The organism is Streptomyces sp. NPDC047042 (assembly GCF_040644035.1).
Taxonomy (GTDB): domain Bacteria; phylum Actinomycetota; class Actinomycetes; order Streptomycetales; family Streptomycetaceae; genus Streptomyces.
Window position 1 is genome coordinate 1 of the sequence record NZ_JBEYVP010000025.1, and the last position, 22,348, is coordinate 22,348.

Here is a 22,348-nt window from a genome sequence, read left to right on the forward strand (position 1 = left end):
TGCGCATCTGGCCCGCGCCTCGAAGCGGCTGCGTGCCGCCGCCGACACCCGGACGACACCGCACACGGCCCCGACGCGCTCCGCACCCGCGGCCTCCGCCACCACGTCCCGTACCCGCTAATCCCTCACCTCTCCGGAGCCTCCTCATTCCGCTGCACACCTCCGCCCGCCGCACAGCCCTCTGGCTCACCGCCGTCGTAACGGCCACGCTGACCGCCTCCGCCTGCACCACCTCGGACAGCAACGACACCGACACCACGGCCAAGGCCGACCGCACAGCTTCTCCCGCGCCGGCCGCCGATCCGGCCCTGACGAAGCAGCAGGCACTCGCCCAGATCGTCCACTACTCCAAAATCAACAACCAGGCGAACGCCACCCACAACCGCCGACTGCTCGACACCATCGAGGACGGCCCGCTGTACGCGATGTCCATCGCGGACTACAAGCAGGACGAGGGCCTGCCCAAGGCCGACCGCGAAACGTACAAGCGGTGGTCCTACAACCTCGCCTCCACCACCGTCTACGTTCCGCGTTTCGCTGCCGGCCAACAGCGGTGGTTCGCCGCCGTCACTTACAGCGGCAAGGCCGACAGATACGCCCGTCTCCTCGTCATGGCCGAGCAGGCGACGACGAAGCGGTGGGAGATGGTCTCCTCCGTCGACCTCGACGACAAGAAGCAGCTCCCGAAGATCGCCCTCGACGCGGACGGCTACGCCACCGCCCTCGACGCCACCTCGGCCAAGAACGTCTCCGCCCCGGTCGATGTCCTGCGTACCGCTGTCGGCGACAACTTCGCCACCGGCGGCGACATGAGCGGCAAGAACCTCTTCGCCACGGCCAAGGCGTCCACCCGGCAGATCAAGGTGCACGACAAGACGATCCGCAAGTTCGGCACCCGGGGCACCACCGCGTTCTCCGCCGCCAGCCCGGAGTTCACCGACAGTTACGCCTTCAAGACCGCCAACGACAGCGCCCTCGTCGTCTTCGCGCACACGCACACCCAGCGCGACACCGTCGCCCCGGGGCTGGAGATCATTCCGGACAAGGACGACCGCGCCTGGCTCGGCACCACCAACTCCCCGTACTTCACCTACACGTTCACCTGCTCCGATGTCGCCACCGTCCCCACCACGGCGGGCAAGTCCACGCTGCTCGGCTACACCTGCCGCCGCACCGACGCCCACGGCATGGCCACCTCCTCGTGACCAGCACCATCCAGACATCCCACCGCACGAGGAACCGCTCTTGCACGTAACCGAGTTCACCCACGCGCTCGCCGAACGCCTGCCCGGCTGGCAGCCCGCCGCCACCGCGGTACCCATCGCCGACGATCCGGCCAGCAATCGGATCTGGGACAGCGGCCCCCTGCCCTACACGGCCTTCCAGACGGACGCCGTGCAGCGGAGCGTGCTGACGCACCATTTCGGCCTGCAGCTGTACGTCATGCCCCGCCCCCACCGCCCGGACGAGTACCTCGTCCTGCCGATGCTGCCGGCCAACACCAGCCACCAGCACGTCCATGGCCTCAGGGCCCCGCGCGGCATCGCCGTCCCCGCCGCCCCCGCCCGGGCCGCAGCCAGACTGCACCGCCGGCTGCTGACCGACTACCGTCTCGCCTCGGCCACCCCGATCCGGCGCAGCAGTCCCGGACATTTCCAGGTCCACGTCACTCTCGACGCGCAGCAGCGTCCGCGGATCCGCACCGGCTACATCCCCGTGTTCATCGAGCTGCTCGCGCGCGGCGGTTTCCTCCTCGACCCCGCCACCGGCGAATGCCACCTGCCCGACTCCCTCACCCCCGAGCAGACCAGGCGTCAGCTGATCAAAAGCCTGCAGCGGCTGCGGCACCACGACTTCCACATCACCGTGCACTCCTTGGACGGACCTCGCTCCCACCCACCCCTTCCACCAGGCAACCCGCGCCAGGGACGCCGCCGATGAGCACCACCGACGACGCCGACATCCGCACCCAGCTCGCCACCTGGCAGCGCCGCATCCGGCAGACCGCCACCAGCCTGGTCCCACCCCAGACCGGCATCCCGCAGACGGCCTTCGCGCCCCTGCTGCAGCAGCTCGTCTCCTTGTACAACCTGTCCTCCGGGCTCATGGGTGAGCTGCTCCGGTCGGCCGACAGCGACCTTGCCACCACCGACGCGGGACGCGCTTACCTCGTCCAGCTGGCCACGGCGCTCGAACACAGCAACCGGACGGCTGCCCACCTGAGCACGGCCGTGACCGGTATCGCCGACGCCCACCGGCTCACCGCCCGCCCCGGCACCGCCACACCGGGCAAGAGCCAGCTGAACATCGCCCTCGGTCACGACGCCGCCCTGCGCAGCCTCCAGCGAGCTCTCGTAGCCGTCACCAACCCACTCGCCGACGCTCAACCCGCCTCGGCGTCTTCCCCGATGCCGACGGTCAGCGAGCAGCAGCGCCGGGCCGCCGACACCTCCGGCGCCCACCCCGTACGCCGCCGCCCCTGAGCCGCGGCGTCATCGACCCGCCGTCCGGGCCTCTCCTCTCCCGGGCGACTCCAGGTTCCGCGGTTTCGTGAGAAATTCCGCGTGATCACGAGTAAGGGTCACGTTCAGTAGTTGCCAGTAGTCTGATGGCTGGCCGTCATGGCTGCGGTGAGCCGTACAACGGGGTCAACTCCGACGTGGTGTTGAGACTGCTGGGTCGGCCAGGTCGAGAATCCGTCGTCCGGCCAGCGGGGAACCACATGAAAGTGAAGATGAGGCACCGACTGCTCAGAGCCGGGACCGCTGGCGTTGAGGATGTTCACACCTCCAGCCGCCAATGTGGTTCGCATCTCCACGGCAACTCGCTGGACGAGCGCCATGATCCCGGGCAAGACCTCCGACGGCGTATCGAAGATGTCCGTGTAGTGAGACGTAGGAATCACCAGGGTGTGGCCTGGCGCGAGCGCGTTCAGCGGAGCAAATGCGCTGGCCAGCTGCCCACGGAAAACCCAGCGAGCGGTGTCCTCGTGGATCAGGCGGCAGAATGTGCAGCTCATGTGCCCCGACCCTGCCAGATCCGGCACGGTGGCTGCCAGCCGTTTCACGGTCAGCTGCGGTTCCTGAGACCCGACGGCGAAACCACCGGCCAGAGCCCTGCGGCCCGGCAACGCATCGCGAAAGCAGTCACTGGCGCCAGGGAACTCCGGTCTCCCCAGCCGGCGTTCACCAAGGCCATCGGCCCAATTGCACAGTCACCGACCTCCCCATAGAGACGCTACCGATTGCTCAAGACGTACCAACACCGTCACTGTTCACCAAGCCCGGATTGCAACGTTTCCGCAGGAGCCAGTGCTCACGAAATCGTGTTGCCTGCAACAACGAACGATGCGGTCGGGGTGGTGTGATGTCGTCCTCCGTCTCCCAGGCCACGCTCGATTACCTGGCCCGGCGTCTGGACGAGCTGGCCGCCGAGTTTCCCACCAGCCCCGAGGCCGTCGACCCGGTCACGCTCGCCGACGACATCGTCACGCTGACCCATCATCTGCAACAGGCCACCGAACGCGCACAGGAACGGTTCACCGCCCCGGCCACCGTCCACGCGCCCGAACGCCTCGTCCTGCTCCGGCTCGCCAAGGCCGCCGCAGGCATCGCACGCGCTCTGGACACCCTGACCGAGGCCCTGACCTACGCCACGGCCGACTTCCAGCGTGAGGCCGTGCCGGACCTCGCCCACTCGCATCTACGCAACGACCCCCAGGTTCTGCGGATGCTGACGGCCGAGAAGTACGTCGCGGCCCGCGCCCGACTGCGCAACACCGCCGCCGACCTACGCACGACAGGGCCCCCGACGCCGCGCACGACCCGCCCGGCCACCCGGCGGGCCGCCGTCCCGCAGCGGACCCGTCTCTGAAATCCCCTGAAGGAAAGCCCCGTTGCCGCCGAACCCGCCCGCACAGATCAGCCTCGCCTACAGCCGCCATGCCGGTCTGATCGCCATCGCCCACGGCGAGCAATGGCGCTGGGCACACACCGCCCTCGCAGAAGGAAGCTTCACCAAGCGGGACGATGGCAGCTTCCGCGCTCCGGGCGGCAGTGTGCCCATGGCTGCCGCGAGGCTACTGCCGATCACGCACCGTCACCGGGTCGAGGTCCAGGTGAACGGGCGCCCGTATCTCGGCGATGTCGCCGACCAGATCGCCGCACGGCTACCCGGCCGGTGGACAGCACAGGTGGAGATCTACAGCCATCCCATCTGGCAGGAAGACCTCCTGCCCTACTTGTGGGAGCGCGGCGAACTCGTACGGGCCGTGGAAGAACGGCGGGTGCCGTACGCGGCGAAACTCAGCAACGATACGGGCATCGAACTGCTGCTTGCCGAACGCGGCCTGGAGCCCGAACACGGCTACCTGATCGGGGCGTTCGCTCCCGCCGAGGAGTTCGAGGACAGCTACGACAATCCGCACGCGCCCGCCGGCATCGTCCTTCCCTCAAGGCCGCGCCCGGCCGCGCGAGTCATCACCGGCACGTTCCTGCCCGCCTACCACCGGGCCCTGCACCAACGCCGTACGGACGCCGTCCTCGCGGCGCTCGACGCGATCGGCGCCGAGTACGACGCCCTGCGGGCGATGCACACCTCCGGCCGGTTCAGCGACGGCATCCCTCTGAGCTCACCCGAGGTACTGCAGAAGGTGGAGAGTGTGTTCGCCGACCGCGTCTGGCTGGAGTTCCTGCCCGTTCTCACCCACGCGCCCGGCGTGCTGGACAACTGCGCCACCGCGGTCGCCCACTACCCCGGCGATGCCGGCGTCGTGCGCCGTCTGACCGACGCCCTCGCCTTCTGCACGCCCGCCATGAAGGTGTGGCAGGACCGCCTCAGAGACCTACGGCTGTTGCCGCACAGCGCCCTGGAGCCGCCCGGGCAGATGCGTACCCGGCTCGGACGACAGGTGATGCCGGCCCTCGGTATCTGGCTCGCCGAAACCGACGCCTTCGCGCGCATCGCCCACGCCGCCCTCCCCTCTCCCATCCCAACGGCTGCCATGGTGCCCGCTCCCGCCGCCCGGCCTGTCCTGCCGCCTCCCTCTCCGTCCGCGCATCGCTGACCAGAAAGAAGGCCCCCTTCTGTCTGGCCATTTCCGTTTCGCCGCCCATCCCGAGCACCGCTACGTCGCCGCAGTCAGCCCGCAGATTCCCGCCCACCAGGCCGACTGGTTCCTCACCCGCGAGCAGTTCGAATCGATTCCCGGCGCCTCGGGCCTGTACCGGCTCACCGCACCGGAACGCGACGGACAGCGCCGCATCCGCCAAGCCGTCCACGGCCTGCGCGCTCTCGGCTACCGCGTACACGCCGGCGCCGCCCTTGATACCCCTGCGCCACCCCGCCCACTCCAGGACCAGGGGATGCACGAACGGCAAAGCCGTCTCGTCCGGGCAGGGGCAGCCGCCCGTCCCTTCCCCCAGAGCGGCTCGGTTCCGGCCGCCTCTGCGCCGCCTGTACGACCGAACCCGCCCGCGCACGCGCCCGCCGGTCACCTGCCCAGCGTCGGGCGGTCACGATGACATCCGACACCCAGCCGATCCGTATTCTGCGCGGGCACGGCGGCGAGGTCGAAGTCACCGGTTGTGTCGACGCGTTCGCCTGCGACGTGCTGCGCAGAGCCGGCTTCCTCTTCGAGCCCACCCTGCGCAGCGTCTGGATCCGTTTCCCGTTCGACCTGGGCCGCGTCTGGGAGAACGAACACGCCACCTGGGCAGCCGAGATGCTTACCGCTGCCCGCTACCGCGTCGACCTCGGCCCTGACCTGCGCGCCCACGCCCCGAAACCGGCCGCACCCGCCGGTCCGCCGCGCCCGCCGGCCATGACAGCTGCCGCCCCGCCCGGCCGTCCATCGCGCCGCCAGCCATGACTCCCAGGAGAATCCCCATCCCCGACGCCCCCGCACCAAGCATGGCGGACCTCGTCTCCCGGGCACGCGGATTCCGGCTGCGCATGGCCGTCATCGACCGCGAGATCCAGACCGCCCTCGACACCACCCGGGACCGGTACGGCCGCACCGTCCACCACCACGCCGCGGCAGCGGCCCGCGCACGCCGCAACGAGGCAGCCGTGAGCGAATATGCCGCCCATCTCGCCCCGCACGGCGGCCACTTGCTGGAGGCGGCGCGACGCGCCCTGGACACACTGCCCCCGGCCCGGCATATCACCGCCTGGCGCGAACTGCTCGGCGCGCTCGACGCCTCGCACGCCGAGATCGTCCGTGCTCTGGAGCGTCCCGCAGAGCCCGGTTCGGCCGCCGAGCGAGAGCAGCACTCCGCCCTGTGGCCACAGGTCGCCTTCTGGGCGGAGCACGGCTCCCTCGCTGCGGACCTCGCCGACCAGCACCACCAGCCCCATGCCCAACTGATCGCCGGGGAGCGCGAGATATGGACCGAAAGGGTTCAAGCTGCGCGACGGCTGGGCGAGTTGGATCTGATCGAGTCCTGGTACGTGGCCGACGGCCGGCGTATCACCCTCGCTTATCTCATCGAGGACGACACCGACACCGTGATCGCCCTCGCCGGGGATCCGGACGCTCCGGGCTGGGAAGTGATCGGTCACTTCGGCAACGAGTACGCGGCCGGCCAGGCACTTCCCCGGCCCGTCCCGCCCGGCGTCCTGCGCGCGGACACGACGTCCCGGTTCGACCGCCCCGAGCCCGTGCCCGAACGGCCCCTGCAGGAACTACTGAGGGACGTCGTCGAGGCCCGAACCGCCGGCGACGTCTCCGAGGCCCTGCTCAGCGCCACGCAGACCGGCTACGACGCCGGTCCCATGGTCCGCCTGGAGCACCTCCTCGATGCCGCCGCCGCGTTCTCCCACGCCCTCGACACCGTGCAGGGCCAACGGCTCGGCGCCCGGCTCGGCGCGCTCAGCAGGCAGCTCGCCTTCCTCGTGGCCGAGGTCCACGAGACGGCCGAAAACCTCGGTGCCACCGTAGCCGTCCTGCCCCCGCACCGCGCCCCCAAGTCGCCGCGGGTCCGGTCGCGTCCCGCCCTGGACACCACACCCCCCGCCCCGCCGGTACACACCGCCTCCCCCGTGCGCCGCCTGTGACCCCCGCCGCAGGCATGCCCGTGTCCGAGGAAACCGCTCCAACTTCCGTTCTCATCAGCACGTTTAAGGAGTTTGATCGATGACTGTCCGATTGAAGTGGACTGTCGAGCACCGTTGCGGCCACCAGGTCGTTCATGATCTTTCCGGTCGGCCCGCCGACCGGCGGGCCGGGTTCGCACGCTGGCTCGCGGGAACGGACTGCTCGGACTGCTGGAAGGCCGCCCGCGATACCGACTCCGAGTCCAAGGAGCAGTGGCTCGCCGCCAAGCGTGCCGAGGAGCAGCAGGCCGCCGCACAGTGGGCCGCCCGTTTCGACATGCCGCCGCTGGAAGGACCCGAACGGGCCCTGGACTGGGGCGAGCGCTCCCGCCACCAGCTGATGGCCGCCGCGCACACCGCGCTGGTCATCGAGGGCACCTGGGACGAGGCCGACTGGGCGGAACTGGAGGAGAAGGCCCGTACGGTCACCATCGCGGGATGGTGGATCGACCAGCGCGACGTTGAGGGCGCCGACCTGCTCGAACTCCTCGACGCCGCCACCGACAACGACCGCGGCAGCGAGAACCCGTACCAGTAGCGACCAACGGTCAGATCGGGACGCGGGCCCAGACCGCCTTGCCGTCGCCTTCCACACTCCAGCCCCACACGCACGACAGACCCGCGATGACGCTCAAGCCCCGTCCGCCGGTCGCCGGATACGCGGCGGTACGCCGGGCGGGGACTTGTGAACTGGGGTCGCGTACCACGCACATGACTGTGCGAGGACTCGCCGCCAGGGCCAGCCAGACTCCGTCCGTCGCGGCGGCCGTGTGGCGCACGGCGTTCGAGGTGAGTTCACCCACGACGGTGACCACGTCATCGGTGGTCTCTTCCAGGCGCCACCGCTGGAGATGACAGCGGGTGAACTGCCGGGCGTTCAGAAGTCCTTCGGCGCTCGCGTCGACCCTGCTGGCGGCGAAGTTCGCGACCGAGATCCCCATGGCCAGGCCCCAGTCGAGCGCCCAGGTTTCGCCAGGAATCGCCACCCCTGCGGATCCGGCCAAGCTGACATACGACGCACCCTCAGCCTGCCGCACAGACGTTCACCCTCATTCATCGGATCACCACACAGGAAAGAACGCCCTTTCGAGGGACGGCATTCACGAAAACAACCCCCTAACATCGAAGATATTCCACGCTCCCATGAAATTTCACGGGGCGTACGCGGACGTCGCCCTGCCTGCCCGAACACGGTTCCGCATGGGCGGCCAAACGCGGATCCGTCAGAGCAGGAACAGCGAGAGGACGACCTTGAAAGACTACGCAAACGGCGTGGCGGCCGACTCCATCGAGGAGGTGCGGTGGGTGAAAAGCTCGAAGAGCACGCCCGAGGGCGGCAACTGTGTAGAATTTGCAGCACTGCCGAACGGCGGCACGGCAGTCCGTAACTCACGTTTCCCCGGCGGGCCCGCACTGGTGTTCACCCGTTCGGAGATCGAGGCGATGCTCGCCGGTGCGAAGCAGGGCGAGTTCGACGCTCTGGCCGACTGAATCTCGACGTACCGGACTTGCGGTCATCCGTGCTCGATCCCCAGTCTGGGGTCTCATGTCGAAATCACTGGTGACCTAGGAGTCTGGGTGTCGGGCAGTCAATTCCTGCGGGCTGTCAGGGACGATGACGATCCGGGCAGTCCGCAGGCCGGCGCGGGCAGGGTAGTGGTGGGCACTCACCTGCGCCGACTGCGCAAGGAGCGCGGACTGCGACTGAAGGATGTGGTGGGCCAGGTCGACCAGGTCGGTTCCCCGCCCACCCTCAGCCGTATCGAGACCGGGGCCACGCCGCTCAAGACGGACACGGTGCTCGCGCTCGCCCGTTTCTACGGAGTCACGGACCAGGTCCAGCTGGACGCGCTGGAGAGGCTGGTCAGTTCCTCGCAGGCCGCCCAGTGGTGGGAGGAGTTCCGCGACGCCATCCCGGGCTGGCTGGAACGTCTCATCAGTGTCGAAGCGTCCGCTCAGGAGATCCGCACCTACGAAGTGCAGTACGTGCCGGGTCTGCTGCAGACCCCCTCCTATGCCCGCGCCTTGATGCAGCAGGCCATCCCCTCCATCTCGCCGACCGACGAGGACCAGCGCCAGGCACGGCTGGAACGGGCGGGGAAGGTACGCCAGAGGCGGCGCAGCCTGCTGCACGAGCCCGGCGCTCCGGACCTGTTCGCACTCATGGACGAAGGCGTTCTCGCCCGGGCGGTCGGCGGAGCCGCCGTCATGCGCGGCCAGTTGCGTGAGCTGTACAGCATGGAGGAGAACGAGGAGCGGATCCACATCCGCGTGCTGCCGTTCAGCGCGGGCGCCCAGGGGCTGGCTCCGGCGCCGGCTCTCACCCTGCTGTCCTTCCCGGCCGACCGCGAGGAGGACATCGTGTACCTGGAGGTCCCCAGCGGGGGCAGCTATCTGACCGACCCCGAGCGTGTGCAGCGCTACCGTCTGGCGCTGACGACGCTGTGGTCCAGGGCCACAACCCGGGATGAGACCCTGGCCCTGGTCCAGCGGTACATCGACCGGCTCGCCGGCTGACACCTAGGGTTTGCGGGCCACTCCGCCGTAGGCGATCCAGGTGCGGTCGGCGAGCCGGAGCTTCAGGTCGGTACCCGGTCTCCATGCGGCGACATCGCCGATCGGGCCGCCGACCGGCTGAAGTCCGTCGAAGAACCGGTCCACCTCGGCGAAGGAGCGCACTCGGGCCCACTGCCGCCCCGTCAGCCGCCGCATCAGTGCGCTGGTCTGTTCACGCAAGGACGGATCGTCGCAGGCGAGATGACTCAGGACAAGGTGGCTTCCGGAGGGCAGCCGGTCGATCAGTTCCCGCACATGCCGCCACGGATCGCGTTCGTCGGCCACGCAGTGCAGCACGGACACGAACAGCACCGCGACCGGGGCGTCCTGGTCGAGGAAGCCTGCCTGCCGGATACGGGCGAGGACGTCGGAGGTGTCGAGCATGTCGGCGTCGAGGATGAGGGTGTGCTCCCCGTCGAGCATCATCCGGGCGTGGGCGACGACGACCGGGTCGTTGTCGATGTAGACCACCCGGGCCGTGTGGTTGGCGCGCTGGGCGACCTGATGCACATTGTCGCGGAGGGGCAGTCCGGCACCGTGGTCGAAAAACTGGCCGATCCCGCAGGTCCCGGCGAGATACCGCACAGCTCTCACCAGGAACTGGCGGTTGATGTGGGCGAGTTGCCGGGCATTCGGCGCGAGCGCGAGGAGGCGTCTGACGGCTTCGCGGTCCGCGGGGTAGTGGTCCGTACCGCCGAGGAGACGGTTGTAGATGCGCGCGTCGCTGGCCTGGGTCACATCGATCATCAGCATCTGCCCCCGCATGCCGTCGCCCGCCGCGTGCGAGTGCACAGGAAGACCTGTGAGACGGCGCGTCAAGTAGGCACCATGCTAGGAGTTACGCACCAGGCAATCCACCCCGGCAGCAGATTTCGATTGACACGCAGGAGTGAAATTGCAACCCGGCACGCCGGAGAAACGACTCACCGGCGCCGGCGCGCGCGGGCGCTTTCACCGCATCCCACCGCGTATGGGCGCAATTATCGGGCGGCTCCGGTCCGTACGGCGGCCTTGAGGAGACAGGCGAATTCACCTGGCTCCCAGCCCATCACCTCGGCCGCCTCGGCCGCCGACAGACCCAGGCGGTAGCGCAGCAGCACCGCATCCGCCTGGGGCACCGGCAGCATCCGGTACAGCTCCAGCCCCCCTCCCGCCGCGGCACGTCCGGTGCGGACCGCGAGCAGCCGCCAGGCCAGAGCCGAGGGGGACGGACTCTCCAACGCCTCCGCCCACATCATGGCCAGATCTCCCAGCGCCGCCTGCGCCAGTGCCCGCGCCTGGCCGCCGTCCCTCATCCGCACGGCGGCGTAGCGGGTATAGATGTCCAGGTGGCGCACGCAGAACGCGGCAAAGGCACTGGGCATGCCGATCGCCACGTCCGCCTCGCCGAGCGCGCAGACCTCCCTCACCGCCGGGCGGGTCCCTTGGCGGGCGGACGGCTGGGGTGGCTTGCGTCGGGAGGCGAAGGGTCCCCGACGGGACCGGCCCTGTGGCACCGCGTCAGGCGAGTTGGCTCGCACCGGGAACCCCCTGCGCAGGAAAGAAATCGTGGGCGATCAGGAACGTGTACTGGACGTCCTCCCACAAGGGCCGCACCTCGGCGGGGGTACCGCCGAGGTGCTGCACGATCCGGTGCGTGGTCTCCCAGTCCGGAACGAGATCACCGGTGAGGACGGCATCCAGGGCGTCCGAGTCGTGGTCGTCGGCGGGCAGCCCGGAGTGGACGGTGCCGGCAGCCCATTGCAGGCCCCGCAACGCGCCGTGAAAGCGTGTCAGTGCGGCGGCGGCGGAGCGCCGCTGCGGCTGGCGGTGTCCGCGCGCCCACTCCCACAGCACCCGGAACTCCGCCGGGACCCCGCCGGCCGCCGTCACCACCGTGTGCAGGGTCGGCCAGTCCGGCACGCGTTGCCCGGCCAGCAGCCGTGACACGCACGACGGGGAGACCCCCGCCTCCCGCGCGACCGCCTGCGCGGTGCGACCCCGCACCCGCAGGAGGAAGGACAGGGCGGCACCCAGTCTCTGCCGGTGCGAGGAGGCGCCGGCGGACCGGTCCGCTTCGACGTCCGTGACCGGCACGGCCGTGCGCTGGGCCCGGATACCCATCTGCCGGCGCACCATCCGCGGCCCCCACTTGGCGCGAGCGGTGGCCTCACTGACCCGGGCCTTGCGTGCCACCTCGTTCCAGTTCGCTCCGCACTCCCGGGCATCGTGCACAGCCGCTCCCAGATAGTGGGTCACCTCCGCGCCCACCGCCAGGGCCCGCTCGACCAGTTCTTCCAGACCGGCGTCGCGGCGTTCGGCCTCCACCAGTTCGGCCGCCAGTGCCTGCAGGTCCTGCGCCACCCCCGGCCCCCAGCGCGGCGTATAGACCGCCGCCGACTCGTCGGTCATCTCCCGGCCGCGCAGCCGCTGGGCACGGCGGCGGCAGGCGTCCTGGCAGTACAGACGCGGCCGGCCCGGTTTCCTGGGCCGCCGAAACCGGCGCCCGCACGAGGCGAACGCGCACACCCTGTACTCATACGACTCGCCGCGTCCCCGGCGAGTTGCGCCCTGCTGCATGTTTCTCGTCCATCCGCTGAACTTGTGGCGTTCCCAGGAGCGAAACCAGCTCGGCCCGCCACCCGGAACAGAAAGGGCCCCGCGGTGCGGGCGGACGCCTCACCGACGTCCGCCCCTCACCACAGGTGTCAACGGCGCCGGAGACGCTGGTAACTGATCACCGACCCGTCCGCGAGCGCCCCCGCGGCAACGCCCCACCACACCTTCTCGGGCACCACAGGGCCGCAGACGGCCGTCGTCGCGGCCAGCATCGTCATCGCGGCAGCACTCCAGTGCACCTTGACGGCAAGGCAACTCAGCAACCTGGTTTGGGCCATGGAATTCAGCGGAAAGCTAACCTCTGTTGAAGCCGGGAGCAGCCTTTCCAGCAGCCGGCGCAGGTGAGCCATGTTCGGATTCCTTTCGTTCGAAACACACATGGTTTGCCGTCAGGGCCCCGTGTCCGCGGGGCCCTGACTCATGTGCGGCGGCAAGAAGCTATAACCCCCTTCCCCGGCATCGCATCGGCGTATATCGGCCATGAAAACGGGGCAACCCCGCCTCGTTGACCGACTCGTCTCCCCGTCACGACAACTGACACCCATCTCCGATCACTTCCGAACTAATATCGAAAACATGCGCGCCATGAACCGGATTTTTCATGTCGGACCCGACGTAAAAGTCGTTCATGTGAACCTCGGAAAAATGGCTCAAATGCATGAATCCGGGAGTACGTTCCAACCACGCGTGAAAACGGCACGCACAGAAGGCTGGCAACAGGAAAACAGCAGGCCAAAGTCGTCGTACGGGCGGCGGGCGGGGGGCGGGGGCGAGGGAACGCCTCGCCAGCAGCCAGCTGAAGACCTGGTTGTGCAACCGGCATGTCCTGCGCCCCGACCGCCGAACGGCAGCACCAGGCAGCCAGGTGAGAGACGCCGCCGAGCTGTCGAACACGCCACCGCAGCAAACGCCAGCCCTCAACAGGCCGCCGAACTCGACGAGGCTAGGGATCCTGTTTCCGACCGTCGCCCCGTTCGACGTGATCTCCGGCATGTCTGGCCTCGGCATCAGCCTCGGCGCACAGTTTCACACCGCCGAAGGTGTGGCGGCCTTCGGACCCCGTGCCGGCATGCTGGCTTCGGCGGTGCCGAATCAGAGCACGGTGAGACTTCCCGCGCTCGAGGAGCTGACGGATCAGACCGTCCAGAGGGGAGGGAGCCTCAGCAAGGACTCTCCCGGCTTCTCGGCGAGTGCGCCGCTCCGGTCAACGATGTGCCCGGTGGTGGGGTGGTTGCTACGGCCGTCGGCTCAACTGGGCGAACAGTGGCAGGAGCAGGTGGGCTGCCCGGCGGGCGGCCCGGAGTTGTTCGTCGTCATCGAGATGCCGAACCAGTGCCCAGTTTGGGTTTGCCGATGGCGGCTTCACCGTGACACAGAAAGCGCTGACCTGCTCGAACTCTCGACTCCGTAGCTGAGCAGGACTGCAGTGCACAGAACCGGTTCCGCTGAGGGGCCCGGAACATAGCCGACGATCGCCGGTTAGCCAAACCGGCGATCCTGCGGACCATTGATCTTCCCGCCGCCACCTCGCACCGTGTGGAAGGTCCTGCATGTTCCCGTCCTCGTCAACGCCTCCGTCAACACCGGCGTTCGCGCCGACTCCCGATCCGTTCACCCCCGCCCGGGACATCACCCACGCCCACTTCCAGGCCGGTGAGCAGGTCGTCGTCCTCAAAGGCGTGGCCGGCAAGGAGCTGTGGGGGGATTCGATGCGTGTCGTCGCCCCGTCCTGGCACACCCCGACCGACGAGGACGGATGGCGGCTGCGCGACGCCACCGGCGGTGAGCAGAGCTTCGTCACCGCGCACCCCCGCTACCTCGTGCATCTCTCGCACCGCTGCCCGGACTGCCTGATCCACCTGCGCGCCATGGAGGACCACCTCCTGCCGAAATACGCCGGAGTCGACGCGCTCGTCGACTGCGGCTGGTACACCACCACCGCCCTCGGCCAACTCGTCCACGTCGCAGACGCGATGGGCCGCCGGTGAGTCTGCCGTCCGCCGTCCCGGCCGGGCCCTCGCCCTGCTGCGGGCCCGCACCCGCGCCACCGAGAACACTGCGGACCCGCTGTGGCCGGTCCGGCTGGCTGGCGACCTGCGTGAACTCGAACCCGACTGGCGGGAGTCGGCCGAGGTCTGCGCCGATGCCGCGTGGGCGGCGCACACCGCCGGGAACAGCGTCCTGACCCTGGCTGCAGCCCGACCGGGTCACCGCCGCCTGGCCACGACCCGGTCACCGCCCGGACCTACCGGCATCTGTACCTGAGCGCTCTTCGCTACGACGTGCGCTGCGCCACCCTCCAGGCACTCGCCGAACCGCTCACGCGGTCCGAGCACCGGCCTTTGGACTGCTACAGCCGGGCCCTGTACGCCTTCGCGCTGCTGGGCCAGTCCCGCCCCGAAGGGCTGGCCGTGGTGGACCAGGTCCTCGACGAGACCGGTGATCACGCCACGACCCTGCACGTTCTTCTGCACGGACTGTGGCTCGGCGTCGACCTGGACCAAGGGGCGCAGCGGCTCCTCGCCCTCAGCGCCCGGCCACCCTTCGCCGCCGACACGGACCCGGTCGTCGCCTTCCGCCGGGCGGGTGCGCTGCGCCGGCTCGGCCGCTACGAGGCATCACTCGCGACCGTCGACCACGCCCTGGGCCTTCTGCCGCCGGGCGACACGACGGTCCACGCCGATCTCGTGCGTGCACAGTCCCTGACCGCGACCGCCCGCGACCTTCACCACCGCTCCCTCGTCCTCGGAGGCACACCGACGTGATACCCCGCGTCAACGAACGCACCATCAGCGCGAAAGACCCGCTCTGCGAGGCCCTCGGCCGGGCGGTGACAACGGAGGAGGGCCTGACCGAGCACACCGTCGTCGTCTACTGGCCCGCCCTGGACTCCTACACCCTGGACGACGAGCAGGCAGCGTGGAGCGCCGTCCAGTGGGCCGACCACCTCGAAGACCCGCTGTTCGAGAATCCCTTCGCCGCGAGCCCGCGCGGCGACCGGCATGCCATCGCCCACCTCGATGTCCGTCTCCACCCCGGTGACCGTGACCTCAGTGGTGCGGAGTGGGCCGAGATCGCCCACCGGTTCGCCCGTGCCGCCGGCATCGAGATCCCCGGCGACGCGAACAGCTGCCGCTGGATCGCCGTCCAGGCCAAGCCGAGCCGCCTCGATCTGGTCGCCAACCTCATCCGCCTCGACGGGGATTGGCAGCACCCGCCCGCCGATCTCTCCCGCCGTCTGAGCGACGAGGCCCGCCACATCGAGCAGGACCTGCACCTCATCCCCGCGGCAACGTCCGACGGTCCGGGACACACCCGGCGCCCGCCAACCGCGTCCACCCAGCTCGCGGCCCTCCTCACCCAGCTGGCCGACGAACAGCACGGTCCGCTGGCCACCGTACGGGGGCTGATCGAGCACTCCGCCCACCGCCTCGCGCGCCAGGCAGGCGCCGCCGGCTCGGACACCGCGCACCACCTGGAGCTGATCGCCACCCGCCTCCACCGCATCCAGGAGGACCTCAACTCCACGGCCGGCCGGATCAACCCCCGGCCCCGCCTGCGTACGACGCCCGCCCCGGCGCCGCCCGCAGCCCGGGCCTCCGCCCGCCACACACCATAGGGGAAACGTTCCTTTGCCTCCGGCTCACCACTTCCTGACCGTCCACCGTGATCCGCACTCCGCGGAGGTCCTCGCCCGCGGCGGCGACAGCGAGGCCCACAGCATCCTGGAGCGGACGGGCTTCGTGCCCGTCGTCCGCCTCCACGAGACCTACCACCGCAACCCCACCGGCCTGGACACCGGCGCCGAGGACCGGCTCGCCACCGAGGCCGTCGCCCGCCTCCGGGCCGCCGGTCACCCCGTCGGCTGCGACGAACACTTCGACACCGGCCGCCGTCCGGCCCGCCATCTGCCGCTGGGTGGCTCGGTCGCTCACCTCGCCGAGCGCCTCCGGCAGGCGGCCATCACTCAGGACGCGGCCGACGCTCTCACCGAGCTGACCGCCCCGCACGACGGCGTCCTCGCCGCGATCGAGCACGTCCTGCATGCCACAGCCGACTTCCACGACGGACTCGGCGCCGCAGCCGACCCGTACACCGCCGACCGGCACACCCCGCACCCCGCCCGCACCCAAGACGTTCCCTCCGCCGAACGCGAACGCTCCGCCGTGTGCGCCTGCGCACCCCCGCCGCAGACCGCGCCGGTGCCGCCACCGCCTCCGGTGGCCACCTCGCACCGCCGCTGACCGCCACTCCCCGCCAAGGACACCATGCACCCCTACGAAGACCCCGAGCGCCTCGCCTCGTACGCCGACATCCTCGCCGGCGAACTTCCCGGCGACTGGACCAGCACCTACCACCCGTCCGACGACAAGGACGACCTCGCCGAACTCACGGACCGGATCTGGGATCTGGACCTCGTCGCAGCCGCACTGGCTGCCCAGCCGCTGCGACGGGCAGCCGTCCTGTCCCGCCCGGACGGCGCCCGGCTCGTCGTCCTGGACCGGCCGGGCGAACGCGAGGGCTTCCTCATCGGCGCCGTCGCCCCGCACGATCTGCCCGACGAGGCGTACCGCGGCGTGCGCGAACCAGGCGGCATCGCCCTGAGCGACGATCCGTTCCTGGGCGCCGAGCGGGTCGCCACTGGCCTGCTCACCCCCTACGAGAGCGCGCTCGCCCAGGTCCGCCACAACGCCGCCCCCGCGATCGAGCCGTCTGCGCCCGAGCGGGTCGTGCTGACCTGGCAGGCCGACGGCAGCCTGGCCGCCTCCCCCGTCGACACGATGGCTCAGGACGTGCTCACCGCCCAGGGCTTCGTGGCGGACCACAAGACCGGCATCTACCGTCTCAGCGGCGACGACACCACGGTGCAGGCCCGCGCCGTCCGCGCGACCGGCCGACGGCTGAATGCGCACGGCATCGCCCTCGCCCTCCAGCACCCCTCGGGCCGGATCGCCCCCGCCACCGCACCGGCGACCGCCCCTGCGGCCCCGGCCGTTCCTCGGGCGTCGGCGACCAGGACTCGATGAGACAGGGCGAGCCCGACTTCGCGGTGCTGGAGTACCTCACCATCACCAAGGACTCCCGCACCGGGCTGGTCATCGCCCTCGGCGGCACCTGGGAAGCGGCCGGCATCCTCCAGCGCAACGGCTTCCTCGATGCCCCGGGCCCCCGGGGCGCGTACCACCGTCTCCCCCACGGCCTCCCGGCAGAAGAGGAGCGGCGGAAGGCCACGGCCGCCTCGCGCACCCTGCTCGCCGTCGGATACAGCGTGCACCTCGCCCCGGACCTGAACGCCTTCGACCCGCCCGACGGCGAACGCGAAGCCGCCCTGCGCTATCTCACCCAGCTCTCCCGACGGGCCCTCGACGCTCGCAGCGGTGGCGAGGTCGCCGCGGTCCTGACCGAGATCGCCGAACCCGATGCCGGCCTGCTGCCTCTCCTGCGCGAGGCCGTCGTCGGCGCCTTCATCGGCTGGTCCCACCTGCTGGAGACCGTCGGCGCTGCCCCGGAGGCAGCCGCGCGACTCGGGGACACGGCCCATGCCCTCGCCCGCGCCGAAGACGGCATCCTCCTGTCCCGCAATCACGCCGCATGTACGGCCCACCGGCCGGCACCCACCACGACGACGCCCAGCCCGGCGCCACGCCCCTCCGCGCCCCTGTCCCGCCGCCGCTGAACCGGAGAACTGTTCATGGGAAACCGTGCCGACGACGAAGGCACCGACATAGCGATCTACCGCAGACCCCTGACCGACACCGTCCACGCCGACACCGCGACCGGCGCTCCCGAACAACTCCTCGCACTGCTCGACCAGTTGGGCTTCGAACGCCAAACCATGAGGCCCGCCGGCGACGAGGGTCCGACGTACGTCTGGCACGAGGCCCCCGGCCACCTCGGCGAGGACGAAACGAAGCGGCTGGCCACGCGCGCCGTTCCCACCCTCCTCACCGCCGGGTACAGCGTCTCCATCCCCGACCATCTCTTCGACCGAGCCGTCTACCACAGCGCCGTTCAGGACATCCGCGCGCAGCGCGGAACACCGGCCGTCCCTTCGCCCGCGGCGGGCGTCCGGCCCCGCCGCTCGCGCGGCTGAGTCGTCCCTGCCCACTGCCCGTCCGTCAGGAGTCCACACCCGGGTGAATCCGCGTCCGCCATCTTCCGTCCCCTACGTCCTGACCGCTCCCGGCCACCTCGCCGGCGGGGGTCACTGGGAGCAGTTGACCGAGCTGCTGCTGCGCGGCCACGGCTGGCACAACATGTCCACGATCGACTATCACACCGCCCTGGCCAGCCCCGACAGGAGCCTGCACGTCGTCCACGACCGGCGTGGGGGCTGGAACTGGAACCTGCGTGCCACACGCCCCGACGGGCGGAGGTGGGAAGCAGTCCTCGGTGCGCACCTCCCCGTCGAGTACGTCACCACCATGGTCGACGCCATGCGCCGGCCGTCAACCCCCGGCCACGGAAGGGTTCTTGACCCGCTGCTGGAGGCGGGCTGGCTCCCAGACGGTGGCGGCCCCGCCTCCACGGCGGTGTCACCGGACGGTCTGGTCCGCGTCACCGGACAACCTTCTCGCCCCGGTGCGCCGGCAGCCTGGCGGGCCGCGTGCACGGTGAACGGGTTTCGCTGGTGGACGGCCGCCTTCACCTCCCACACCCCGCCCGCGGTCGTCACGGCGTTCACCCGCAGTCTCGCCCGCGAGAATCCGCTGCCGCGGATGGCCATCGGCACGCCGCTGTACGGCTGCGGGCCCTACACCCGCCTGGCCCGAACCACGTACGGGTGGGACGACGAACAGGCGCTCCTCGAAGCCCGGATCACCGACGCCCGCACCCGACGGACCACCAAATCACCGACCGCCGTCCCGCCGCCGAAGCCCGCCACGCCCACGGCGTCCACCCGTAACCGCTGACCCGCACGGACTCCGTGCGTCACCGCCCTCGTCGATTCTCGCCCTCCTTCGTTCAGGAGCCCTCTATACCCCGCACGCCTCCTCGTCCCGAGCCACCACCGATCACCGCAGGGCGGCGGCCCCGTCTGGCCGCATTCCTCTTCCGCCGCTACCTGCGCGCCTTCATCCCCATCCACCCCGACCACACCGAGCCCCTGGCCGGCACACGCCCCGAGACCGTGCTCGCCGAGGCCCGCCGAACCGGCCACCGCCATCACCACTGACCCCGACCCCTCGCCCTGGAGGAGCATGACCCACCCCACCGTGAACCCGGTGCAGCTGGCCGACGAGATCACCCGTCAGCTCGGCCGACTCACCGACCACCTCACTCAACTGCCTCCCGACGAGGCCACGTCCGTCATCGCCCACATCCTCGATCCGGACGACGGGGTCCTCGGCGGCATCACCGGCCTCGTGACCGGCGGAAGCCGCTTCGCCAAGACCCAGGCCGAGCACGGACGGCTTCCGGCAGAGGTCTGGCTCGCTCTGGGCCGAGCGGCGAACGAACTGAACGACATCGGCCACGACCTCGACGAACACCGTGCCACCCTGCACCACGTCAGCCAACCGGCCACCACGACGGCGGCGAAGCCCCCGGTACCGGCCCCGCTGGTCGTGCGGCGGCACCGGTGACGAAGAAACAGTGGGCCGGCTGGGGCCCCGGCGAGCAGCCCGAACAGCACTATCTCATCACCCCCCGTGCCCTCGCCGGCGGCGGCGACATCCGGCACGTCTCGCAGTATCTGCGCGCCTCCGGCTGGCGTGAGCGGTCCAGGACGGACGGCTCGCTGGCGATGGAGAGCCCGGACCGCACGATCCGCATCTCCTACGACCCGTACATCCAGCCGGGCGGATGGGCCATTCACGGTGCAGCGCGAGGCAACCAGGGCGAATGGTGGGCGACGCTGGGCCGCCAGACCCCGGTGGAGATTGTCGCCGGGCTCACCGACGCCCTGACCGGGCCGCCTTCCGCGCACGCTCCCAACGTGTGGGCGCCGCTCACGAAGCAGCACTGGGATCTGCGGCCCGAGGGCCGGCACTACACCGCGACGAGCAGGGACGGTTCGGCGTGGATGCACTTTCGCCAGGACGCGACGGGCAACGCACTGTGGTGGGCCGGCGGAGGCGACCCGCACGGCAGCGGCTGGAGCGCCCGGTTCGCCCCCACCACCCCCATGCACCTCGTGCAAGCCTTCGCAGCCGAACTGGCCAGCCCACAACCCGTGATGCGCCCGCGCGGACGGATCCCGCACCACCCCAAGATCCACACCACGTCCGTGTCCGTCCTGCCCTCCCAGCTCAGCGCCTGGCAGCAGGCCCGGATCACCGCCGCCCGCGCCGCGACCTGGGCCCGCACCTGGAACGCCAGCCAGCCACGGACCACACCGCGCGCCCATTCTCCCGCCGGCGGCAACCGCGCCCGCCGCTGATCCTCCCGCCGACCGCCCAGGAGTCCCATGCCCGCGCTCACCCCGGAGACCGACCACGCCTCCGCCGACGCCGTCTGCCGCACCACCGACGGCCTGCGCGAGAACCCCGAGCACACCCCGTGCACGGACACGCCGTCGAACGTCCGCAGGTGCGGCCGATGGCGGTGAGCGAACAGCAGCTCGCGGCCTTCGCCGACACCCACCTCTGGCGGATCCCCTTCGACACCAGCCCCCGCCACCTCGCCGGTCCCGGCGACGGACGCCGCGTCACCCACGGCCTGGCCGCCGCCGGATGGCGGCGCACCTCCGACCCGCTCAGCCCCGAAATCGTCCTCACCAGCCCCGACCACCGCCACCACCTCCAGTTCGACCCGCAGTCCGCCACCTCCGCCTGGTGGCGGCTGCGGGCCAGGCCCACCGCCACCGAGCCCAGCTGGTATGCGGAGTTCGGTGAACTCGTCCCCGCCGAACTTCTCACCAGCGTCACCGACGCCGTGATCGCCCCACCGCCGGCCGAGCAGAGCGATCTCCTGCGCACGCTGCAATCGGCGAACTGGCCAACCGACACGGCGAATGCCGCCCACTCGCCCGACGGCATGTGCCAGGTCGAACAGATATTCATCGACGGCAGCAGCACCACGTACTGGCAGGTAGACGTACGTGAGCCCGGACACGGCACCCCCCGGGGCCGCCGCATCTGGCATGCCCACTTCGACAGCCACACCCCCGTCCACCTACTCAACGCCTTCATCGCCACGCTCGCCGACCCCGCCCCGCTCCAGCGCGGCATGTCGGACCGCACCGCCCACTACACCGCCGCGCAGCAACCCAGCCCGCTCACACCTCAGCAGATCGTCGCAGCGCACACCCGCCGACTCGACGCAATCCGCACCCAGGCACGCTCCGCACGCCGACAGCAGCAGACCCCCGCCACGACCCGGGCCCCGGCGGCCAGCCCGGCCGCCCGTCCGGCCGCTCGCCGCTGATCTTGAGAGGACTCCTTCCGATCTCTTTCGACCGTCTCGCTCACCGCGACTTCCTGCGCCACCTCGACGCGTTCATCCGCGACAGCGAGGAGATCCTCGACGCGTGGGATGCCTACTCCGAGGAGCACACCGGCCTCGACGGCTGGCCCTTCGACGACGATGCCTACGGACTGCGCCAGCGCCAGCGTGACGCCGACACCGCCGCAGCGTTCGAGACCGTACGTGCCGGCGCCCGCCACCTGCTGGCCACGGCCGACGTGCAGCTGCCCCACCTGCCGTCCGCCTCGGTCCAGGCTCACTGGGCCTACCGGCTCGGTGTCCTGCACGATGCTCTCGACCGGCTCGACGCCCTGCACGAACAATGGCTGGGCACCCGTGACAACCTCCCCGCCACCGCAGGGTCCGGCACGGCGGTCTTCGGCGACGCGCTCGCCGAGCACCACGCCGAATGCTGGAGCTACCTCGACGACTGGGCCACCCACGGCCACGTGATCGGCGACATCAACACCGCGGCCCGGTACGCCCCTTCGCCGCTGGCACCGCCGCCCGTCGACAAACCGGTCCTCCCCGCGCCCGGCCGGACCATCACGGTGCGCAGGTGACCATGCCTCCCGGTCCCGCGACGGTCGACGTCGACTTCATCGCGCCGCGTCACCTGGCCGGCGGCGGAGACCCTTCCTAGATCACCGTCTCCCTGCACCACGCCTGCGGCTGGAGCTACGGCCAGGAC

The 22,348-nt window shown here is 70.5% G+C and carries 30 protein-coding genes; 24 read left to right on the forward strand and 6 right to left on the reverse strand.

Going from position 1 to position 22,348, the window contains the following annotated elements:
• The 3 genes from ABZ855_RS27815 to ABZ855_RS27825 all read left to right on the forward strand — a co-directional run.
• On the forward strand, nt 1–1,205 hold a 1,205-nt coding region (locus ABZ855_RS27815; protein WP_360811323.1), incomplete at its 5' end, for a hypothetical protein.
• A gap of 40 nt (nt 1,206–1,245) precedes the next feature.
• On the forward strand, nt 1,246–1,941 hold the full coding sequence (locus tag ABZ855_RS27820) for a hypothetical protein (protein ID WP_360811325.1): 696 nt from the start codon (nt 1,246–1,248) through the stop codon (nt 1,939–1,941).
• Nucleotides 1,938–2,483 (forward strand): hypothetical protein, encoded by a 546-nt coding sequence (locus ABZ855_RS27825; RefSeq protein ID WP_360811326.1) that lies wholly within the window; start codon nt 1,938–1,940, stop codon nt 2,481–2,483. The genes ABZ855_RS27820 and ABZ855_RS27825 overlap by 4 nt, the downstream gene beginning before the upstream one ends.
• 104 nt (nt 2,484–2,587) lie before the next feature.
• Here ABZ855_RS27825 and ABZ855_RS27830 read toward each other — a convergent pair whose 3' ends face one another.
• On the reverse strand, nt 2,588–3,067 hold the full coding sequence (locus ABZ855_RS27830) for an HIT domain-containing protein (RefSeq protein WP_360811328.1): 480 nt from the start codon (nt 3,065–3,067) through the stop codon (nt 2,588–2,590).
• Nucleotides 3,068–3,366: 299 nt separating this feature from the next.
• On the opposite strand from ABZ855_RS27830, the gene ABZ855_RS27835 reads away from it, so the two are divergent.
• From ABZ855_RS27835 to ABZ855_RS27855, 5 genes are all read left to right on the forward strand, one after another.
• Nucleotides 3,367–3,873, forward strand: a complete 507-nt coding sequence (locus tag ABZ855_RS27835; protein ID WP_360811330.1) for a hypothetical protein — start codon at nt 3,367–3,369, stop codon at nt 3,871–3,873.
• A gap of 22 nt (nt 3,874–3,895) precedes the next feature.
• The gene (locus ABZ855_RS27840) at nt 3,896–5,065 is read left to right on the forward strand and encodes a hypothetical protein (RefSeq protein WP_360811332.1); all 1,170 of its coding nucleotides are present in this window, start codon (nt 3,896–3,898) and stop codon (nt 5,063–5,065) included.
• Between the two features lie 453 nt (nt 5,066–5,518).
• A complete protein-coding gene (locus ABZ855_RS27845) occupies nt 5,519–5,869 on the forward strand; it encodes a hypothetical protein (RefSeq protein WP_360811334.1) in 351 nt (116 codons plus the stop codon).
• A gap of 41 nt (nt 5,870–5,910) precedes the next feature.
• Entirely contained in the window at nt 5,911–7,056 is a 1,146-nt protein-coding gene (locus ABZ855_RS27850) for a hypothetical protein (protein ID WP_360811336.1), read from the forward strand.
• A 79-nt stretch (nt 7,057–7,135) separates the two neighbouring features.
• Nucleotides 7,136–7,633 (forward strand): hypothetical protein, encoded by a 498-nt coding sequence (locus ABZ855_RS27855; protein WP_360811338.1) that lies wholly within the window; start codon nt 7,136–7,138, stop codon nt 7,631–7,633.
• A 10-nt stretch (nt 7,634–7,643) separates the two neighbouring features.
• Here ABZ855_RS27855 and ABZ855_RS27860 read toward each other — a convergent pair whose 3' ends face one another.
• Complete coding sequence (locus ABZ855_RS27860) at nt 7,644–8,099, reverse strand: ATP-binding protein (protein ID WP_360811340.1); 456 nt, start codon at nt 8,097–8,099, stop codon at nt 7,644–7,646.
• Between the two features lie 247 nt (nt 8,100–8,346).
• Between ABZ855_RS27860 and ABZ855_RS27865 the strand changes: the two genes are divergently transcribed.
• Nucleotides 8,347–8,586 (forward strand): DUF397 domain-containing protein, encoded by a 240-nt coding sequence (locus ABZ855_RS27865; RefSeq protein WP_360811342.1) that lies wholly within the window; start codon nt 8,347–8,349, stop codon nt 8,584–8,586.
• An 87-nt stretch (nt 8,587–8,673) separates the two neighbouring features.
• Nucleotides 8,674–9,612 carry a helix-turn-helix transcriptional regulator gene (locus ABZ855_RS27870; protein WP_360811344.1) on the forward strand — a complete coding sequence of 313 codons (939 nt, stop codon included), beginning with the start codon at nt 8,674–8,676 and terminating at the stop codon, nt 9,610–9,612.
• 3 nt (nt 9,613–9,615) lie between these two features.
• Here the strand turns inward: ABZ855_RS27870 and ABZ855_RS27875 are convergent, their stop codons facing one another.
• From ABZ855_RS27875 to ABZ855_RS27890, 4 genes are all read right to left on the reverse strand, one after another.
• The gene (locus ABZ855_RS27875) at nt 9,616–10,443 is read right to left on the reverse strand and encodes an SAM-dependent methyltransferase (protein ID WP_360811346.1); all 828 of its coding nucleotides are present in this window, start codon (nt 10,441–10,443) and stop codon (nt 9,616–9,618) included.
• Nucleotides 10,444–10,631: 188 nt separating this feature from the next.
• Nucleotides 10,632–11,060 (reverse strand): hypothetical protein, encoded by a 429-nt coding sequence (locus ABZ855_RS27880; RefSeq protein WP_360811348.1) that lies wholly within the window; start codon nt 11,058–11,060, stop codon nt 10,632–10,634.
• 91 nt (nt 11,061–11,151) lie between these two features.
• Nucleotides 11,152–12,042 (reverse strand): helix-turn-helix transcriptional regulator, encoded by an 891-nt coding sequence (locus ABZ855_RS27885; RefSeq protein WP_360811350.1) that lies wholly within the window; start codon nt 12,040–12,042, stop codon nt 11,152–11,154.
• Between the two features lie 296 nt (nt 12,043–12,338).
• The gene (locus ABZ855_RS27890; RefSeq protein WP_360811351.1) at nt 12,339–12,599 is read right to left on the reverse strand and encodes a hypothetical protein; all 261 of its coding nucleotides are present in this window, start codon (nt 12,597–12,599) and stop codon (nt 12,339–12,341) included.
• A gap of 515 nt (nt 12,600–13,114) precedes the next feature.
• Between ABZ855_RS27890 and ABZ855_RS27895 the strand changes: the two genes are divergently transcribed.
• From ABZ855_RS27895 to ABZ855_RS27960, 14 genes are all read left to right on the forward strand, one after another.
• A complete protein-coding gene (locus ABZ855_RS27895) occupies nt 13,115–13,660 on the forward strand; it encodes a hypothetical protein (protein ID WP_360811353.1) in 546 nt (181 codons plus the stop codon).
• A 139-nt stretch (nt 13,661–13,799) separates the two neighbouring features.
• Nucleotides 13,800–14,237, forward strand: a complete 438-nt coding sequence (locus ABZ855_RS27900; protein WP_360811355.1) for a hypothetical protein — start codon at nt 13,800–13,802, stop codon at nt 14,235–14,237.
• Between the two features lie 162 nt (nt 14,238–14,399).
• Complete coding sequence (locus ABZ855_RS27905) at nt 14,400–15,014, forward strand: hypothetical protein (protein ID WP_360811357.1); 615 nt, start codon at nt 14,400–14,402, stop codon at nt 15,012–15,014.
• The gene (locus ABZ855_RS27910; RefSeq protein ID WP_360811359.1) at nt 15,011–15,868 is read left to right on the forward strand and encodes a relaxase/mobilization nuclease; all 858 of its coding nucleotides are present in this window, start codon (nt 15,011–15,013) and stop codon (nt 15,866–15,868) included. Before ABZ855_RS27905 ends, ABZ855_RS27910 begins: the two co-directional genes overlap by 4 nt.
• Nucleotides 15,869–15,881: 13 nt before the next feature.
• Nucleotides 15,882–16,493 carry a hypothetical protein gene (locus ABZ855_RS27915; RefSeq protein ID WP_360811361.1) on the forward strand — a complete coding sequence of 204 codons (612 nt, stop codon included), beginning with the start codon at nt 15,882–15,884 and terminating at the stop codon, nt 16,491–16,493.
• 24 nt (nt 16,494–16,517) lie between these two features.
• Nucleotides 16,518–17,276 (forward strand): hypothetical protein, encoded by a 759-nt coding sequence (locus ABZ855_RS27920; RefSeq protein WP_360811363.1) that lies wholly within the window; start codon nt 16,518–16,520, stop codon nt 17,274–17,276.
• Entirely contained in the window at nt 17,273–17,926 is a 654-nt protein-coding gene (locus ABZ855_RS27925) for a hypothetical protein (protein WP_360811365.1), read from the forward strand. Before ABZ855_RS27920 ends, ABZ855_RS27925 begins: the two co-directional genes overlap by 4 nt.
• Before the next feature lie 15 nt (nt 17,927–17,941).
• A complete protein-coding gene (locus ABZ855_RS27930) occupies nt 17,942–18,343 on the forward strand; it encodes a hypothetical protein (protein ID WP_360811367.1) in 402 nt (133 codons plus the stop codon).
• Between the two features lie 43 nt (nt 18,344–18,386).
• Nucleotides 18,387–19,163 carry a DUF317 domain-containing protein gene (locus tag ABZ855_RS27935; RefSeq protein WP_360811369.1) on the forward strand — a complete coding sequence of 259 codons (777 nt, stop codon included), beginning with the start codon at nt 18,387–18,389 and terminating at the stop codon, nt 19,161–19,163.
• 288 nt (nt 19,164–19,451) lie between these two features.
• Nucleotides 19,452–19,835, forward strand: coding sequence for a hypothetical protein (locus ABZ855_RS27940; protein ID WP_360811371.1), 384 nt, complete (start codon nt 19,452–19,454; stop codon nt 19,833–19,835).
• Nucleotides 19,832–20,632, forward strand: coding sequence for a DUF317 domain-containing protein (locus ABZ855_RS27945; protein ID WP_360811373.1), 801 nt, complete (start codon nt 19,832–19,834; stop codon nt 20,630–20,632). Before ABZ855_RS27940 ends, ABZ855_RS27945 begins: the two co-directional genes overlap by 4 nt.
• A 27-nt stretch (nt 20,633–20,659) precedes the next feature.
• Entirely contained in the window at nt 20,660–20,800 is a 141-nt protein-coding gene (locus ABZ855_RS27950; RefSeq protein WP_360811375.1) for a hypothetical protein, read from the forward strand.
• Nucleotides 20,791–21,618, forward strand: coding sequence for a DUF317 domain-containing protein (locus ABZ855_RS27955; RefSeq protein WP_360811377.1), 828 nt, complete (start codon nt 20,791–20,793; stop codon nt 21,616–21,618). Before ABZ855_RS27950 ends, ABZ855_RS27955 begins: the two co-directional genes overlap by 10 nt.
• A gap of 2 nt (nt 21,619–21,620) precedes the next feature.
• The gene (locus ABZ855_RS27960) at nt 21,621–22,220 is read left to right on the forward strand and encodes a hypothetical protein (RefSeq protein WP_360811379.1); all 600 of its coding nucleotides are present in this window, start codon (nt 21,621–21,623) and stop codon (nt 22,218–22,220) included.
• Nucleotides 22,221–22,348: the final 128 nt, after the last annotated feature.

Bases quoted from the DNA above. Each gene is read 5' to 3' on its own strand.
- ABZ855_RS27825 (WP_360811326.1), top strand. From the start codon at position 1,938: ATGAGCACCACCGACGACGCCGACATCCGCACCCAGCTCGCCACCTGG.
- ABZ855_RS27835 (WP_360811330.1), top strand. From the start codon at position 3,367: ATGTCGTCCTCCGTCTCCCAGGCCACGCTCGATTACCTGGCCCGGCGT.
- ABZ855_RS27845 (WP_360811334.1), top strand. From the start codon at position 5,519: ATGACATCCGACACCCAGCCGATCCGTATTCTGCGCGGGCACGGCGGC.
- ABZ855_RS27850 (WP_360811336.1), top strand. From the start codon at position 5,911: ATGGCGGACCTCGTCTCCCGGGCACGCGGATTCCGGCTGCGCATGGCC.
- ABZ855_RS27855 (WP_360811338.1), top strand. From the start codon at position 7,136: ATGACTGTCCGATTGAAGTGGACTGTCGAGCACCGTTGCGGCCACCAG.
- ABZ855_RS27885 (WP_360811350.1), bottom strand. From the start codon at position 12,042: ATGACCGACGAGTCGGCGGCGGTCTATACGCCGCGCTGGGGGCCGGGG.
- ABZ855_RS27890 (WP_360811351.1), bottom strand. From the start codon at position 12,599: ATGGCTCACCTGCGCCGGCTGCTGGAAAGGCTGCTCCCGGCTTCAACA.
- ABZ855_RS27900 (WP_360811355.1), top strand. From the start codon at position 13,800: ATGTTCCCGTCCTCGTCAACGCCTCCGTCAACACCGGCGTTCGCGCCG.
- ABZ855_RS27920 (WP_360811363.1), top strand. From the start codon at position 16,518: ATGCACCCCTACGAAGACCCCGAGCGCCTCGCCTCGTACGCCGACATC.
- ABZ855_RS27925 (WP_360811365.1), top strand. From the start codon at position 17,273: ATGAGACAGGGCGAGCCCGACTTCGCGGTGCTGGAGTACCTCACCATC.
- ABZ855_RS27930 (WP_360811367.1), top strand. From the start codon at position 17,942: ATGGGAAACCGTGCCGACGACGAAGGCACCGACATAGCGATCTACCGC.
- ABZ855_RS27940 (WP_360811371.1), top strand. From the start codon at position 19,452: ATGACCCACCCCACCGTGAACCCGGTGCAGCTGGCCGACGAGATCACC.
- ABZ855_RS27950 (WP_360811375.1), top strand. From the start codon at position 20,660: ATGCCCGCGCTCACCCCGGAGACCGACCACGCCTCCGCCGACGCCGTC.
- ABZ855_RS27955 (WP_360811377.1), top strand. From the start codon at position 20,791: ATGGCGGTGAGCGAACAGCAGCTCGCGGCCTTCGCCGACACCCACCTC.